General features: G+C 42.9%; 9 protein-coding genes, 2 tRNA genes, 3 rRNA genes and 1 pseudogene. 1 reads left to right on the top strand and 14 read right to left on the bottom strand.

Features of this window, described 5'->3' with window-relative positions; translation table 11 throughout:
• Positions 1–54: 54 nt before the first annotated feature.
• From zupT to E0H80_RS13100, 5 genes and pseudogenes are all read right to left on the bottom strand, one after another.
• Positions 55–865: pseudogene (zupT, locus tag E0H80_RS13080) on the bottom strand (zinc transporter ZupT).
• Positions 866–959: 94 nt separating this feature from the next.
• The gene (locus tag E0H80_RS13085; protein ID WP_067864859.1) at positions 960–1,103 is read right to left on the bottom strand and encodes a methionine/alanine import family NSS transporter small subunit; all 144 of its coding nucleotides are present in this window, start codon (positions 1,101–1,103) and stop codon (positions 960–962) included.
• A gap of 10 nt (positions 1,104–1,113) precedes the next feature.
• Complete coding sequence (locus tag E0H80_RS13090) at positions 1,114–2,592, bottom strand: sodium-dependent transporter (RefSeq protein ID WP_131366500.1); 1,479 nt, start codon at positions 2,590–2,592, stop codon at positions 1,114–1,116.
• 15 nt (positions 2,593–2,607) lie between these two features.
• The gene (locus tag E0H80_RS13095) at positions 2,608–2,808 is read right to left on the bottom strand and encodes a hypothetical protein (RefSeq protein WP_067864862.1); all 201 of its coding nucleotides are present in this window, start codon (positions 2,806–2,808) and stop codon (positions 2,608–2,610) included.
• Positions 2,809–3,003: 195 nt separating this feature from the next.
• Positions 3,004–4,449: an aldehyde dehydrogenase family protein gene (locus tag E0H80_RS13100; RefSeq protein WP_131366502.1), complete on the bottom strand. Its 1,446-nt coding sequence runs from the start codon at positions 4,447–4,449 to the stop codon at positions 3,004–3,006.
• Between the two features lie 147 nt (positions 4,450–4,596).
• Between E0H80_RS13100 and E0H80_RS13105 the strand changes: the two genes are divergently transcribed.
• The gene (locus E0H80_RS13105) at positions 4,597–5,289 is read left to right on the top strand and encodes a TIGR04219 family outer membrane beta-barrel protein (RefSeq protein WP_131366504.1); all 693 of its coding nucleotides are present in this window, start codon (positions 4,597–4,599) and stop codon (positions 5,287–5,289) included.
• Between the two features lie 304 nt (positions 5,290–5,593).
• Here the strand turns inward: E0H80_RS13105 and E0H80_RS13110 are convergent, their stop codons facing one another.
• The 9 genes from E0H80_RS13110 to E0H80_RS13150 form a co-directional block, all read right to left on the bottom strand.
• A complete protein-coding gene (locus E0H80_RS13110) occupies positions 5,594–6,955 on the bottom strand; it encodes an MFS transporter (RefSeq protein WP_131366506.1) in 1,362 nt (453 codons plus the stop codon).
• A 544-nt stretch (positions 6,956–7,499) separates the two neighbouring features.
• Positions 7,500–7,823: an ankyrin repeat domain-containing protein gene (locus E0H80_RS13115; protein WP_131366508.1), complete on the bottom strand. Its 324-nt coding sequence runs from the start codon at positions 7,821–7,823 to the stop codon at positions 7,500–7,502.
• Between the two features lie 39 nt (positions 7,824–7,862).
• Positions 7,863–8,513 carry a hypothetical protein gene (locus tag E0H80_RS13120; RefSeq protein WP_131366510.1) on the bottom strand — a complete coding sequence of 217 codons (651 nt, stop codon included), beginning with the start codon at positions 8,511–8,513 and terminating at the stop codon, positions 7,863–7,865.
• A gap of 107 nt (positions 8,514–8,620) precedes the next feature.
• Entirely contained in the window at positions 8,621–9,970 is a 1,350-nt protein-coding gene (locus E0H80_RS13125; protein ID WP_131366512.1) for an aromatic acid/H+ symport family MFS transporter, read from the bottom strand.
• Positions 9,971–10,373: 403 nt separating this feature from the next.
• A 5S ribosomal RNA gene (gene rrf, locus E0H80_RS13130) occupies positions 10,374–10,488 on the bottom strand.
• Positions 10,489–10,663: 175 nt separating this feature from the next.
• Positions 10,664–13,560, bottom strand: a 23S ribosomal RNA gene (locus E0H80_RS13135).
• Between the two features lie 343 nt (positions 13,561–13,903).
• Positions 13,904–13,979: transfer RNA gene (locus tag E0H80_RS13140), tRNA-Ala, on the bottom strand.
• Between the two features lie 45 nt (positions 13,980–14,024).
• A tRNA-Ile gene (locus E0H80_RS13145) sits at positions 14,025–14,101 on the bottom strand.
• 61 nt (positions 14,102–14,162) lie between these two features.
• Positions 14,163–15,700, bottom strand: a 16S ribosomal RNA gene (locus E0H80_RS13150).
• Together the 16S, 23S and 5S rRNA genes with 2 tRNA genes alongside form the textbook arrangement of a ribosomal RNA operon.
• Positions 15,701–16,682 lie beyond the last annotated feature (982 nt).

Here is a 16,682-nt window from a genome sequence, read left to right on the forward strand (position 1 = left end):
AAAGGTGGCTTTTGAGCCACCTTTTTGATGTCTATATTTTTTGACGCTATATTGTTAAATGACAAATTTAAACAGCACTAAACTCAGCGCTAAAGATGCCATGCCAATCACCCGTCCATACACTGTTTCATGACCTTGGACGTCGCGCTTTGCTGTAGGTAACAGTTCATCCAGTGCCAAGAACACCATCACTCCACCAATCACGCCAAAGACCGCAGCATATACAGTAAAACTTATAAACGGTGCCAAAATAAAGTAACCCAGTGTCGCCCCCCAATGGCTCGGCTAAAGCAGAAATAAAACTGGCGCCTAAAGCCCAATCTCTGCGCCCGGTCGCCATATAGACCGGCAATGCAATCGCAATACCTTCAGGAATAGTATAAATGGCAATGGCCACGGCTAAGGGCACACCCAAGGTCAGACTTTCTAAGGTCGCAAAAAATGTCGCCAAACTTTCAGAGAAATTGTGTGCGGTAATGACAAACAAGGTCAGTAAAGCGGTATGCCTTAACTGTGGTTGTTCAATCTCGGTGGCATTGTTTGGTTCAAGGGTTTCATGCGGATTGGAAATGAAATGATCCAGCAGCAAGACCAAGATCATCCCAAATAAAAAGGCAAAAGTACCCAAGGCAAAACCAAATTGAGGATCAAAAGCCTGATGAAACAAAGCAATCGATTGATTTAAAATTTCAGTCAGTGAAACCTAAACCATTGCCCCTGCTGAAAATGCCAAGCCGAACGATAATAAGCGATAACTTGGTTGCCTAAAAAATAAAACCAATACCCCACCAATAACGGTGGCCAATCCTGCCAGAAAGGTCACTGCAAATGCGATCCACACTTGGTGCTGCAAAATGGTTTGCATCCGTCAGTTTCCTTTTCAGAAACAAGAAAGCCATCATCATAAATGATAATGGCTTTCATCTTCGTGCATTGTCAGTAATGACTGATTTTTTGACTTAGAGCGTATGCTGATCTTTCACTTCTTCAAGCACATCATCTAATTCTTCCGGATTTTTCATCAAGTGAAGAATCGACAAGGCTAATCCACCCCATAAAAACACTATCGAGATAATCATCATCACAATTGCTGAAGTATTCATCTTTATTCTCCTAGCGATCTTTCATTTTGGCTAATACAAACGCCATTACAGCACAGAAAATGATGCAGCCCCAGCCAAATAACCACTGCAAACTTGCACTATAGTCACCATAACCTTTTAATAACAAGTTATAGATGGTCATTGCTAAAGTAACGATCAAAATTAACGAGGTAACCACAGTTAAGGTGAAATTCCAGCCTTTGCCCAATTGCACAGTTGAAATGGCATTGACGTGATTGCGCAGTTCTAGCAAAGCTGAACGCTTGAACCAGGTGATATAGAGAATTGAAATCAATGCACCACCTATAATGCCGATGTTATTGATGAAATGGTCAATGATATCAACCAGTTTAATCGAGTTTACGCTTGAGAATAACACGATAGAAACCAGTGCACTGCCACCTCCCACAATACTGACGGCCTTTTTACGGCTCCATTTCAGCTTGTCCATCATGGCTGCAATTGGAACTTCCAAAATACTCACCATCGATGAAATACCGGCAACAAATAGTGAGGTAAAGAACAAGATCCCGAATAAATCTGCCCCGGCACCCAGACTGGAGATGATTTTAGGGAAGGCAATAAAGGCCAGTCCGATACCACCGCTCACCACATCCTCTACATTGCTATTTGAGGTATAGGCCATAAAGCCAAGCGCTGAGAAAATACCAATACCGGCTAAAATTTCAGTTGAAGCATTGGCAAAGCCCACGATTAAACCGGAACCGGTTAAATTGGTTTTCGGTTTTAAATAAGAGGCATACGTCACCATGATCCCGAAACCGACGGAAAGCGAGAAGAAGGTATGGCCATAAGCCGCCAACCACACTTTATAGTTCATCATCGCAGGCCAGTTCGGGGTAAAGAAGGCATTTAAACCATCAACCGCGCCTGGTAAACGAAGTGCCTGAATCACTAAAAGGCTAAACAGGACAAACAACAAGGGCATGAAAATCTTGTTGGAAAGCTCCACGCCTTTTTTCACCCCACCAAATAAAATGATTAAGGTCAGCACCCAAATCCCTGCCAATGGCCAGAAAATATGGCTGACAAAACGCGGGTCAAAACCGGTTGCATCCGAAGTCTGCAAATAGGTTTTAAAGAAGAAACCTTCCGGGTCACTGCCCCACATCTGACCAATAGAGAAGTAGACATAACTGCCCGCCCAGGTCAAAACACTGGCATAGTACAAACCAATGATGATACAGACACACACTTGCCACCATCCGAGGGTTTCACCACCACGGAACAGTTTTCGGTATGCTTTGGGAGGTGAACTATTATTTTTATGCCCTACTGCATAATCTAAAAATAAAAGCGGTAAACCGGCAGTAATTAAAGCAATTAAATAAGGAATTAAGAATGCGCCACCGCCATTTTCATAAGCAATGTAGGGAAAGCGCCAAATATTACCTAAACCGACAGCCGATCCGACTGCTGCAATAATAAAGCCCGATCGTGATGTCCAGTTTTCACGAGTATCTGTCATAAAACACCTAAACCTTTAGATATCTTTAAATGCTGCTTGTTGTTGAGTTATCTGGCGAGCAAAAAAGTACCATTCAAAAATTAATCTTTTTATGTCTGAAGTTAGTTCTACGCCTTTTGAGCATTCTGTTCTAAATTGCAAACAGGCTGTCATCACAAAATCTTGCTTAAAGTCTTTTGTGTCTTTTGAGCCTTTCAATGCTTGAACAATACCCATTTTCCAGAGCTTTTTCTGTAGTTTTTGCGGAAATTATTTAATTTTATAATCTATAAATCATGAATTGCTCAAAATATAGCTGATATGGCACTCTGCGTAATTCAATCTGTGCTTTTTCTTAGAATGACGGATTTTTCATTGAGTTTTTATTAAAAGTAATCAGGGTATTTCCATACCCCAATTACCTCAATTTTCTTATTTTTTAATGGCTAAAATACGCTCTTCCTGCATATCACGAATCGCATATTGCACGCCTTCACGTCCCAGACCGGAGTCTTTTACCCCACCATAGGGCATGTTATCGACCCGGAAAGAGGGAACATCATTAATAATTACGCCACCGACATGCAAATGATCCCAGGCATACAGCATTTTATTCAGGTTCTGGGTATACACTCCTGCCTGCAAGCCAAAACGGCTGCTATTGATTCGGTCTATGCCTTGCTCAAAAGTCTTATATTTCTCAATAATCGCCACTGGTCCAAATGCTTCATCTTTATAAATTTCTAGCGAAGTATCGACATTTTCCAGCAAAGTGGGTTCAAACATCATTCCCTTTAGCTCGCCGCCAGCAAGCAATTTTGCCCCTTTTTTCACCGCTTTATCGACCCATTTTTTCAGACGGAGGGCTTCTGATTCTTTAATCATCGGCCCCACCAGCGTGCTGTCAAGCTCTGGATCAGCCGCTTTGATTTTTTTCAGTTTGGTGACCAACTTCTTCTTCAGTTCAGCATAGATATCTGCATGCACCAAAATGCGTTGCACACTAATGCATACTTGCCCGGCGTGGTTATAGGCACCGCCAATCAAACGATCCAGCAAGGCATCCGTAATTTCAGTATCGGCATCAATCATGACTGCGGCATTACCGCCCAGTTCCAGAACCACTTTCTTACGCCCTGCACGGGCCTTCATGTCCCAACCGACCACATCCGAACCGGTAAAACTGAGCAGTTTAAAACGGTCATCGGTGACCAGTACATCGGCATGTTCACGTGGACAGGGTAAAATCGAAAATGCACCTTTGGGTAAATCTGTCTCGGCCAGAACCTCAGCAATCTTCAATGCAGAAATAGGGGTTAAACTGGCCGGTTTAAGCACAAATGGACAACCCGCTGCAATTGCAGGGGCAATTTTATGCGCGGTGAGATTCAGTGGAAAATTAAACGGACTAATTAAGGAGACTGCACCAATCGGGACATATTTCATCATGCCTCGATAACCCGACGCTGCCGCTGTAACAGCCAGAGGAATCATGCGTCCATCATCCAATTGAGTTACCGCATCGGCTGCAATTTGAAAGGTATTGATTAAACGTTCCACTTCAGCAGCAGCGGCCTTGCGTGGTTTTCCGCCTTCTGCAATCAGGATTTCAGTCAACTCTGCTCGCATTTCACTAAAGCGTTTCACACAATGCAGCAAGATTTTTTGTTTTTGAAAAGGTTCTAAAGCCGCCATTTCTTTTTCCGCTTTTACGGCAGATTGAATCGCTTTCTCAATAGTTTTTTCATTTGCCAAAGCCACCCGTGCATACAGCTCCTGCGTATATTTATGTTGAACTTCAAGCCATTGCTCGGTTTTAACCGCTTTACCTGCCACATACAGGGGATAATCAATCACGTTTACAGCTTTATCTGCCATGTAAAAAATTCCTTTCATTTTCTAGAAATAACAGCAATGCAATTTTCTTTCATTCGCTATATGATGCGCTGAGTTGGGCAGTAGTTCCTTATATTTAAGTAACAACATTATTTTCTAAAAATAACACATCGCATATTCAGGATATCCATGCAATCACTCAAATTATTTAGCTTCATCCTTGGACTTGGCGTAGTCAGCTCTGCCCAAGCCGATTTTATTGGAGTTAAAGCCGGTATAGATTACTGGAACTACAGCGCAGATTTAAGCAATCCAGCCTCAGCACTTCCACAATCCCGACTGGAAGATGATCACGGCATATCATTTTCCGTAGCCCTAGAACATCCGGTACCTTTTTTGCCCAATGCCAAAATTAAACATACTAATGTGCAGGCTGAAAGTGATCAGAGTTTTGCCGGGGTAAAAAGTCATCAGCTCGATCTGGATTATTCTGACTTTATTCTGTATTACGAAATACTCGACAATATTGTCTCGGCCGATGTTGGTTTCGGTGCCAAATTACTCGATGGCCATATCCAGCAGAACGTTACCCAAAATACAGAAGTCAGTGAAACCTTACCGATGGTCTATGCAGAAGCAGGAGTCAAACTGCCCTTTACCGGACTCAGTGCCAAGGCAGAAGCCAGTTTTGCCAAGTTAAGCGATCGACAAGTCACCGATGCCCAAGTAGAACTGAAATATAACTTTGTCGATACCCTACTGGTCGATGTCGGTGCCAAAGCCGGTTATCGCATTCTGGATATTCAGCTAGAGGAAGGTTCAGATCAGGAAGCCAAATTGAAATTTAAAGGGCCGTATCTTGGTGTAGAAGCTCATTTCTAAAGCATTGTTGTACGCTTTTGCTTACATCAACTGCAGAAAACAGCAGCTATTCAAGCTGTTTGATTCACACTATATTTAATTCATCAGGAAACAGGAAGTTTCCCAAACTAAAAACAATAATAATCAGTTTGAGCATCAGGAAGTGAGGTACGACAGGAGTTATACCTAAGTCACCCATACGAAAAAGCCCCATCAGGATGATGGGGCTTTTTTCATGCTTCAAATTAATCTCATCTACAAATAAAAAAGCCTCCCGAAGGAGGCTTAAGTTTTAAAATAATCTATCTTTAGTAGAGGAGAATTTTCAAGAACGGCTAGGTTGTACAGATTTCGGAATGGTTTGTTCAGCTTTAATTTTTTCCGTTTTTGCTGGACGGATAAAGAATATGGCCATGGCACCAATAATTCCAGGAATAGCCACAGCGATAAAATTCCATTTATGTGGCAGTTCCATACCCAACAGCATGCCAATCACAATTGGACCAACAATCGCGCCGGTACGACCCACAGCCGATGCCCAGCCAATACCCGTTGAGCGGACTGCAACCGGATAGTACTGTGCCACATAACTGTACAGTAAAATACTGCTGCCAATTGAAGATGCACCTGCCAGACTCACCAGTAAATAAATAACAGGCTGCGGAGAATTGAAGCCGAGTCCAACTAAAGACAGTACGCCTACCACTAACATACTGATTAGCACTGGTTTAAAGTCAAAGCGATCCGCTAAAACGCCTCCACTGATGGTTCCAATCACGGCTCCAACATTTAATGCCAGTAAGAACATTAAACTGCTGCCTAAAGAATATCCCGCTGCCATCATGAGTTTTGGCAGCCAGCTGCCTAATGCGTAGAGCATTAATAAGCACATAAAGAATGCCAGCCAAAACAAGAATGTTCCCACAGCACGATTTTCACTGAACAGTTCTTTTACTGAGGTACTTCCCGTTTGATCATTGGATGCTAAAACCAATTGTGTATTTGCAGACACTTGCGCTGCTGGCTCAATTTTTTGTAAAAAATGACGTGCCTGGTCTTCTTTCTTTGCCTTAACCAAAAATATTAAAGATTCAGGCAGGAATTTCCAAAATAAAGGCACAAACAGTAAAGGAATACCCGCAATATAGAACATGATCTGCCAACCATAATCCGCGGTAAACCAAGTTCCACACAACGCTGCCAGAATCCCGCCCATGGCATAGCCACTAAACATGGTGGTAACTAAAGTACTGCGCACACGCTGTGGTGCATATTCTGAAGTTAAAGCTACTAGATTTGGCAATACGCCGCCAATGCCCAGGCCGGCAATAAAGCGTAATATTCCAAATTCTGTAGGATTGGTGGCAAATCCACCTAAAAACGTAAACAGGCTGAACAATGAAACGCAAATTAAAATCACTTTTTTGCGGCCAATTTTATCCGCCAACATGCCAAAGCCCATTGCACCAAACATCATGCCAGCTAAAGCTGTACTGGCCAACATGCCTGCCTGCACGGCACTCATGCCCCACTCTTGCATTAGTAATGGTAAAACCACCCCATTAATTGCCAAGTCATAACCATCAAATAAGACAATAAACAGACACCAGAGCACAAGTTTCAAGTGAAATGACTTGAACTTGGCTTGATCTATTACAGCATTTACATTCATTGTTGTCGCTGTCATGAGTACTCACCTCCAATGTGAGACTTGAATTTTCACCTACAATGGGTTTCTGGCGGAATTTTGTCCACAACTTGAAAGGCATAAACCTATACCTTGAAGGTATATAAAACCTTATCTGAAATAAAATGACAGGATAATACGAGCCAAGAGTAGGATTTTTTGTTACATATTTTGCTGTGAACTATAGTTCACAGTTATTTTTAATAATAAAAACAATATATTAAAAATTTAAAATTCTGTACCCGACTAAAGAGGATTTGATTGAAAGATTGTCAGAGTTTGTCGACTGAAAAGCCTAAAAGGATAAGTCCCGATATCTTGGCGTAAAGCCTTCAATTCTGGCTTAAGTTATAGATGTCTTATGATTAATGGAGATAGTCCTACAGCTAAATTTTGTCTTCTAAATTCAGAATCAAACAGAATGTTTATCCAGCTAAAAACAGCAATAAAATTTGAGGCTCAGGATGGAAATATCACTGAAGTAAATAGTGAAACAAAGGATATAAAAAAGCCCCATCAATGTAGGGCTTCATCTTTGAGTTTATTAATGCAGACTTTTTAAGCTTTTTAAATAAGCCACTATTTCTTTATTTCCGGCCATTTCTGCAAGTTCTAGCGCGGTATAGGTACTGCGATGATCAATATCAGCACCTTTACTGACCAGTAGCTTCACAACTTCCAAGTGATCATTTTCAGCGGCTGCCTGTAAAGCACTATAGCCTTCATCATCGGTAGAATTAGGGTCAATGCCTTGCTTTAAGCTTTCACTCACCTGTTCAAGATCGCCAAGTGAAGCCCAGTACACAAGCTCAGGAAGATGAAGTTCTTCATCATCTTCAGGGATTGGGGAGAATGAGTTGAGTTTCATAATATGCTAAAGAATTACCAAGTCAGTTTCAGAATATCATTATTCTTTTGGAAGTTTTACTTTTCCTTTCTCAACAAATGTACTCAACCATTTCATTCTTCGATAATGAGCCATTAGCAATTTTGCTACTTCTTCTTCATTTCCAATTTTTTCATACATATCCGCTAGACTTTGAAACCCAAGACCTTCTGCCAAATTTTCAGTGAGCTGATGAGCATATTTAACTTTTTCTGCTTCTAGTTTTAGTAGATGATTTTGTTTTTCTTTCCTTTTTCTACCTAATTCGAGATAAATATCATGCAATTTATTATAAGTTTCTGCTGTAGAAGCTAGTCCCTTTAAAAATATCCCCATTCCTACAGCTAATTGAATTGCTACTTCATAATTTAATATTAACTCAATAAACCCCGGAGAAGCATATGATATTGCGCGAATTTTTGGATGATCTTTATAAGGTACATTACGTTTGAATAAAGTATAAATATTTACATAGGTTAATCCATCACGGAGTTTATGATCATTCAAATTTATTGTTAAATTAGAAGTTTGAGTATTACCCAAACTAGTTTCTAGAGAATATAAAAACGCATAATTCTGCATATATAATCTTGAAAATTCATTTAAATCTTCTAAAGACCATCGTTTATCTAATAAAACGCGATAATTTTCCTCATCATATTTTTTATCCAACACTATCCCCAATTTTTATTAAAAATATTTAGTAATAACTTACATAATAATTTTAATGTTATCAATAATAAAAGCCCCCTTTCGGAGGCTTCTTTTAATCTTAATTTCTAAGCTTTCGCTGCAACAGATTTCGATGCTTTAATCTTTTCGGCTTCATCTTCACTCATAATCAATGCAACTGCAATCGCAGTAATCAGCACAGGTAAACCTACCGCCATAAAGTTAAAGTACGCAGGCAAGTTCATACCGAGCAAACCACCAATTAAAATTGGACCTACAATCGCACCCATACGGCCAATTGCAGAAGACCAGCCAATGCCCGTCGAACGTACAGCAAGCGGGTAGAACTGAGCCACATAACTATAGAGAAGCATTTGCGAGCCGATTGAAGCTGCACCTGCCAAGAATACTAAAATGTACAGAAGGAATTGATTCGATTGGAAGCCCATTAAGCTCATTACAATCGCACCCATAATCCCAAGGAACATCAGCACAGGTTTCAAGTGGAAACGATCCGCCAAAATACCGCCGCCGACAATACCGACTACCGCACCGACATTCATCACCATCATGAACATTAGACTGTTATCCATCGAGTAACCAGCCGCCATCATCAGCTTAGGCAACCAGCTGCTTAACGCATACATCGTCAGTAAACAGGTAAAGAATGCAAGCCAGAACAACAAGGTATTGGTTGCACGTCCACGACGGAACAAGCTCACTACGTTTGCAGCTTCAGGCACACTTTCTTGCGGCAAAGTAAAAATCGTGGATTCGGTAACTTTAAGTGAAGGCTCAAGACGACGCACGATTGCACGTGCATTTTCCTGTTTGTTTTGCTTCACCATAAACGCTAAAGATTCTGGTAAGAATTTCCAAATAAGCGGAAGTAAAAATAAAGGAATGCCCGCAATAAAGAACATGACCTGCCAACCATAAGTTGGGGTAAACCATGAGCCCAAAAGTGCAGCCATCACGCCACCTACGGCATAACCACTAAACATGGTGGTAACCAGCGTACTACGCATCTTTTGCGGTGCATATTCAGAAGTTAAAGCCACAAGGTTTGGCATCACACCGCCAATACCTAGACCAGCTAAGAAACGTAAAATACCAAATTCAGTCGGATTTGAGGCAAACCCGCCTGCAAAAGTCAGTCCGCTAAACAGTACAATACAAATCATAATGACTTTTTTACGACCAATTTTGTCTGCCAATGATCCAAAGAACATTGCGCCAAACATCATGCCCGCAAGCGCTGTACTGGCTAACATCCCTGCTTGAACGGCACTCAAGCCCCAATCATTCATCAACAATGGTAAAGTCACACCATTAATCGCTAAATCGTAGCCATCAAATAGGATAATGAGTAAACACCAAGCGACCACATTAAAGTGAAATGGGGTAAATTTCGCATGATCCACTACAGAATTTACATCTATTTTTTCCGTTGTCATTCGTTCTCATCTCCCATGAGTACTTGTCCATCACATCACATGAATTGTTAAGTTAAAAATTCAATTTGGCACAATATACTCAGATGATTTTCTAGAAACAATAAGACTAATTATTCATATAAAAAATTTATTATTTTTTAAATTTATTAATATATATCATCATGATAAGAGATTATTTTTAAATCATAATTTCATTGTTTTTAAATTTAAAAGAGTTTTTATTCTGACGTTTTTCTAAATAGCAAAAATCAACTTTAACTAAAATGACGGGTTTTGAACGGCTGATTGTGGGGCTTAATGTCAGCTCTTCACCTTGAATTTGCAGCCTTTTTTTAGCATATAAAAATGGCGACCTAAAAAAACCCCCTCAATCTTAAGATTAAGGGGGATTTTAGGAATAATGAGCTGGCGATGACTTACTCTCACATGGGTAACCCCACACTACCATCAGCGCAAAGAGGTTTCACTTCTGAGTTCGGGAAGGGATCAGGTGGTTCACTCTTGCTATTGTCGCCAGCACAACTGTTTATGGATACTTGCCTCGGTCTTAGCTGCACTTTTCAGTGTTTGCCTAGGCTTTTTCCAAATCTTGACAGATTGGGCTGTTTGAGTTGAATATTGTCTAGCGTTTAGTTAACTAAATCAAGGTTTTTGTATCGATTCAATCGAACCATACAACTGTTTGGGTGTTGTATAGTCAAGCCTCACGAGTAATTAGTATTGGTCAGCTTCATGCATCACTGCACTTCCACATCCAACCTATCAACGTTGTAGTCTTCAACGGCTCTTTAGAGGACATATAGTCCTTGGGAAATCTTATCTTGAGGTAGGCTTCCCGCTTAGATGCTTTCAGCGGTTATCCCTTCCAAACATAGCTACCCGGCGATGCCACTGGCGTGACAACCGGTACACCAGAGGTTTGTCCACTCTGGTCCTCTCGTACTAGGAGCAGATCCTCTCAAATTTCCAGCGCCCACGGTAGATAGGGACCGAACTGTCTCACGACGTTCTAAACCCAGCTCGCGTACCTCTTTAAATGGCGAACAGCCATACCCTTGGGACCTGCTTCAGCCCCAGGATGAGATGAGCCGACATCGAGGTGCCAAACACCGCCGTCGATATGAACTCTTGGGCGGTATCAGCCTGTTATCCCCAGAGTACCTTTTATCCGTTGAGCGATGGCCCTTCCATACAGAACCACCGGATCACTAAGACCTACTTTCGTACCTGCTCGACTTGTGGGTCTCGCAGTTAAGCGCGCTTTTGCCTTTATACTCTACGCGTGATTTCCGACCACGCTGAGCGCACCTTCGTACTCCTCCGTTACTCTTTAGGAGGAGACCGCCCCAGTCAAACTACCCACCAGACATGGTCCTCGCTCCAGATTATGGAGCAGAGTTAGAACCTCAATATTACCAGGGTGGTATTTCAAGATTGGCTCCACCAGAACTAGCGTCCTGGTTTCAAAGCCTCCCACCTATCCTACACAAGTAAGATCAAAGTTCAATGTCAAGCTGCAGTAAAGGTTCACGGGGTCTTTCCGTCTAGCCGCGGGTACACCGCATCTTCACGGCGATTTCGATTTCACTGAGTCTCTGCTGGAGACAGCGCCGCCATCATTATGCCATTCGTGCAGGTCGGAACTTACCCGACAAGGAATTTCGCTACCTTAGGACCGTTATAGTTACGGCCGCCGTTTACTGGGGCTTCGATCAAGAGCTTCGCTTACGCTAACCCCATCAATTAACCTTCCAGCACCGGGCAGGCATCACACCCTATACGTCCACTTTCGTGTTTGCAGAGTGCTATGTTTTTAATAAACAGTTGCAGCGGCCTGGTTTCTGTGGCTGTCAACCGCTCAGGAAGTAAATTCCATCACCGTCGACAGCGTACCTTCTCCCGAAGTTACGGTACCATTTTGCCTAGTTCCTTCAGCAGAGTTCTCTCAAGCGCTTTGGTCTACTCGACCTGACCACCTGTGTCGGTTTAGGGTACGATTCCTGTGTAACTGAAGCTTAGAGACTTTTCCTGGAAGTATGGTATCAGCCACTTCGCTGTACAAGTACAGCTTGCTATCAGTTCTCAGCATAGAGCACCCCGGATTTGCCTAAGATGCATGCCTACTACCTTTCACCTGGACAACCAACGCCAGGCTGACTTAACCTTCTCCGTCCTCTCATCGCATTACACAGAAGTATTGGAATATTAACCAATTTCCCATCGACTACGCCTCTCGGCCTCGCCTTAGGGGTCGACTCACCCAGCCCCGATTAACGTTGGACTGGAACCCTTGGTCTTTCAGCGTGCAAGTTTTTCACTCGCATTGTCGTTACTCACGTCAGCATTCGCACTTCTGATACCTCCAGCAGACTTCTCAATCCACCTTCATCGGCTTACAGAACGCTCCCCTACCACTTACAATAAATTGTAAATCCGCAGCTTCGGCATATAGTTTTAGCCCCGTTACATCTTCCGCGCAGGCCGACTCGACTAGTGAGCTATTACGCTTTCTTTAAAGGGTGGCTGCTTCTAAGCCAACCTCCTAGCTGTCTATGCCTTCCCACATCGTTTCCCACTTAACTATAATTTTGGGGCCTTAGCTGGCGGTCTGGATTGTTTTCCTCTTGACTACGGACGTTAGCACCCGCAGTCTGTCTCCCGGATAGTACTCATTGGTATTCGGAGTTTGCATCGGTTTGGTAAGTCGGGATGACCCCCTAGCCGAAACAGTGCTCTACCCCCAATGGTATTCGTCCGAGGCGCTACCTAAATAGCTTTCGGGGAGAACCAGCTATCACCGAGTTTGATTAGCCTTTCACCCCTATCCACAAGTCATCCCCTGGCTTTTCAACGACAGTGGGTTCGGTCCTCCAGTTAGTGTTACCCAACCTTCAACCTGCTCATGGATAGATCACCCGGTTTCGGGTCTACACCCAGCAACTGAACGCCCTATTAAGACTCGGTTTCCCTACGGCTCCCCTATACGGTTAACCTTGCTACTGAATGTAAGTCGCTGACCCATTATACAAAAGGTACGCAGTCACCGGACGCAATGCCGGCTCCCACTGCTTGTATGCATGCGGTTTCAGGATCTATTTCACTCCCCTCACAGGGGTTCTTTTCGCCTTTCCCTCACGGTACTGGTTCACTATCGGTCAGTCAGGAGTATTTAGCCTTGGAGGATGGTCCCCCCATATTCAGACAAGGTTTCACGTGCCTCGCCCTACTCGACATCATCATATAAGCCCTTTCGTGTACAGGACTATCACCCACTACGGTTGCACTTCCCAGAGCATTCCACTAGAACTTATATGACTTAATGGGCTTTTCCCCGTTCGCTCGCCGCTACTAAGGGAATCTCAATTGATTTCTTTTCCTAAGGGTACTGAGATGTTTCACTTCCCCTCGTTCGCCTTGCATGACTATGTATTCATCATGCAATACCTACCTTATGGTAAGTGGGTTTCCCCATTCAGAAATCTCCGGATCACAGGATATTTGCCGCCTCCCCGGAGCTTATCGCAGGCTATTACGTCTTTCATCGCCTCTGACTGCCAAGGCATCCACCACATGCACTTAATTACTTGACTATACAACCCCAAACAGTCGCCGACACCTACAAGCAGTGCCTACAACTTAATCGTTCAAAGTTTTGCAGATTGAACTGCAGTACAGCTTCAATTGAATTCATATACCAAAACGCTTGATTCAGTTAATTCGCTAGTGCTCAGTTCTTCATTTCATTTAACAGTAACAAGTTACTGCTAAATTCTATTCAGTTCTGAGTTAAACAATTATTTCAACTCAAATTTGCCAATCTGTTAATGAATAAACTTGCCTTCGTCAGGTCAGGTTTAATACCGTGATACTTAAATCACAGAAATTAATAAAATCTAAATCTCAAATTTAGTTTTCACTAAGTTCTGTAAATTATGGTGGAGACTAACGGAGTCGAACCGTTGACCTCCTGCGTGCAAAGCAGGCGCTCTACCAACTAAGCTAAGTCCCCAGCTTATCATTAGATCGATGTATCTTTTCTTCTGTAGTCAGATAGTGGTGGGTCTGACAAGACTTGAACTTGTGACCCCACGCTTATCAAGCGTGTGCTCTAACCAACTGAGCTACAGACCCTCAGATACATCTTTATGAAGAACAACTTGTTGTGGATTCTTACCGATCGTCAATCTTTCGTTAAGGAGGTGATCCAGCCGCAGGTTCCCCTACGGCTACCTTGTTACGACTTCACCCCAGTCATCGGCCACACCGTGGTAAGCGTCCTCCTTGCGGTTAGACTACCTACTTCTGGTGCAACAAACTCCCATGGTGTGACGGGCGGTGTGTACAAGGCCCGGGAACGTATTCACCGCGGCATTCTGATCCGCGATTACTAGCGATTCCGACTTCATGGAGTCGAGTTGCAGACTCCAATCCGGACTACGATCGGCTTTTTGAGATTAGCATCCTATCGCTAGGTAGCAACCCTTTGTACCGACCATTGTAGCACGTGTGTAGCCCTGGTCGTAAGGGCCATGATGACTTGACGTCGTCCCCGCCTTCCTCCAGTTTGTCACTGGCAGTATCCTTAAAGTTCCCGGCTTAACCCGCTGGCAAATAAGGAAAAGGGTTGCGCTCGTTGCGGGACTTAACCCAACATCTCACGACACGAGCTGACGACAGCCATGCAGCACCTGTATGTAAGTTCCCGAAGGCACCAATCCATCTCTGGAAAGTTCTTACTATGTCAAGACCAGGTAAGGTTCTTCGCGTTGCATCGAATTAAACCACATGCTCCACCGCTTGTGCGGGCCCCCGTCAATTCATTTGAGTTTTAGTCTTGCGACCGTACTCCCCAGGCGGTCTACTTATCGCGTTAGCTGCGCCACTAAAGTCTCAAAGACCCCAACGGCTAGTAGACATCGTTTACGGCATGGACTACCAGGGTATCTAATCCTGTTTGCTCCCCATGCTTTCGTACCTCAGTGTCAGTATTAGGCCAGATGGCTGCCTTCGCCATCGGTATTCCTCCAGATCTCTACGCATTTCACCGCTACACCTGGAATTCTACCATCCTCTCCCATACTCTAGCCAACCAGTATCGAATGCAATTCCCAAGTTAAGCTCGGGGATTTCACATTTGACTTAATTGGCCACCTACGCACGCTTTACGCCCAGTAAATCCGATTAACGCTTGCACCCTCTGTATTACCGCGGCTGCTGGCACAGAGTTAGCCGGTGCTTATTCTGCGAGTAACGTCCACTCACCTAGAGTATTAATCTAGGGAGCCTCCTCCTCGCTTAAAGTGCTTTACAACCAAAAGGCCTTCTTCACACACGCGGCATGGCTGGATCAGGGTTCCCCCCATTGTCCAATATTCCCCACTGCTGCCTCCCGTAGGAGTCTGGGCCGTGTCTCAGTCCCAGTGTGGCGGATCATCCTCTCAGACCCGCTACAGATCGTCGCCTTGGTAGGCCTTTACCCCACCAACTAGCTAATCCGACTTAGGCTCATCTATTAGCGCAAGGTCCGAAGATCCCCTGCTTTCCCCCGTAGGGCGTATGCGGTATTAGCATTCCTTTCGAAATGTTGTCCCCCACTAATAGGCAGATTCCTAAGCATTACTCACCCGTCCGCCGCTAGGTAAAGTAGCAAGCTACTTTTCCCCGCTCGACTTGCATGTGTTAAGCCTGCCGCCAGCGTTCAATCTGAGCCATGATCAAACTCTTCAGTTTAATATTGCTTAGTGCCTTAAAGGGCACCAATCTTGGCTCATCAATTTTCTGACAAATATTTCTCAAATAAACTTCGAGTCATTTCTACCATCAATCAATGAAAATAATTTCGATCGATCAACCAGTAAAAATCCACACAAGTTGTTCTTCATAAGTTCTTAATGATCTTCTTGCTGATTCGTCACCAGCAAGCTAGGTCGGCTATACTACTCTCTTCTCAAGAATAGTCAACAGGTTTTATTGATTATTTCCAAACTTCTTCAAGACTTCCAGATTTAAACCCTTTAGGCTAAATCCTTGTTTCTCAACAAGTTTTAATCAACATCACCGCCGATGGATACGCATTATAGGCGAAAAAAATCCTCGCGCAACCCCTTTTCCCCATTATTTTATCAATAATACCTCGACCGGTTATTTATTCTGCAAAACAGGCCGGTTTTTCTTATTTTTTAGCTTTTATTATAAAGTTTTTCAATTCAAAACCTTTTAAAACACTCAAGCACCCTCCGTGTTCACCTCACCCTACTTGCTTATATTTTCCTTTTTATCTTCCACTTTATCGTTGATTACTTAATTCACTCTCGTAGAGAAATGTAAACAAATGAAATATACAGAACAAAAAATAGTGGCCAAATTTAAAATAAGATTGCTTTCCAACCAGTCTAAACAAGAAATCATTTTTAATTTGTATTCTTCTCAAAACAATTCATCGATGTCTTCAACCAGCTGAGCCCACCTACCTTCAACAGGTTTTATATGCACTGTTGATAGCGATCAAATTGCTCTTGATATCAAACTGCAAATTATGTCTATTAAAGCTTACCCAACATGTTGAATGTTGAATGTTGAATGTTGAATGTTGAATGTTGAATGTTGAATGTTGAATGTTGAATGTTGAATGTTGAATGTTGAATGTTGAATGTTGAATGTTGAATGTTGAATGTTGAATGTTGAATGTTGAATGTTGAATGTTGAATGTTGA

Origin of the sequence: Acinetobacter sp. ANC 4779 (assembly GCF_004331055.1) — a bacterium.
GTDB lineage: Bacteria > Pseudomonadota > Gammaproteobacteria > Pseudomonadales > Moraxellaceae > Acinetobacter.

What these genes read in the sequence shown, in the direction of transcription:
- E0H80_RS13085 (WP_067864859.1), bottom strand. Translation starts at nt 1,103, where the DNA reads ATGAATACTTCAGCAATTGTGATGATGATTATCTCGATAGTGTTTTTA.
- E0H80_RS13090 (WP_131366500.1), bottom strand. Translation starts at nt 2,592, where the DNA reads ATGACAGATACTCGTGAAAACTGGACATCACGATCGGGCTTTATTATT.
- E0H80_RS13095 (WP_067864862.1), bottom strand. Translation starts at nt 2,808, where the DNA reads ATGGGTATTGTTCAAGCATTGAAAGGCTCAAAAGACACAAAAGACTTT.
- E0H80_RS13100 (WP_131366502.1), bottom strand. Translation starts at nt 4,449, where the DNA reads ATGGCAGATAAAGCTGTAAACGTGATTGATTATCCCCTGTATGTGGCA.
- E0H80_RS13105 (WP_131366504.1), top strand. Translation starts at nt 4,597, where the DNA reads ATGCAATCACTCAAATTATTTAGCTTCATCCTTGGACTTGGCGTAGTC.
- E0H80_RS13110 (WP_131366506.1), bottom strand. Translation starts at nt 6,955, where the DNA reads ATGACAGCGACAACAATGAATGTAAATGCTGTAATAGATCAAGCCAAG.
- E0H80_RS13115 (WP_131366508.1), bottom strand. Translation starts at nt 7,823, where the DNA reads ATGAAACTCAACTCATTCTCCCCAATCCCTGAAGATGATGAAGAACTT.
- E0H80_RS13125 (WP_131366512.1), bottom strand. Translation starts at nt 9,970, where the DNA reads ATGACAACGGAAAAAATAGATGTAAATTCTGTAGTGGATCATGCGAAA.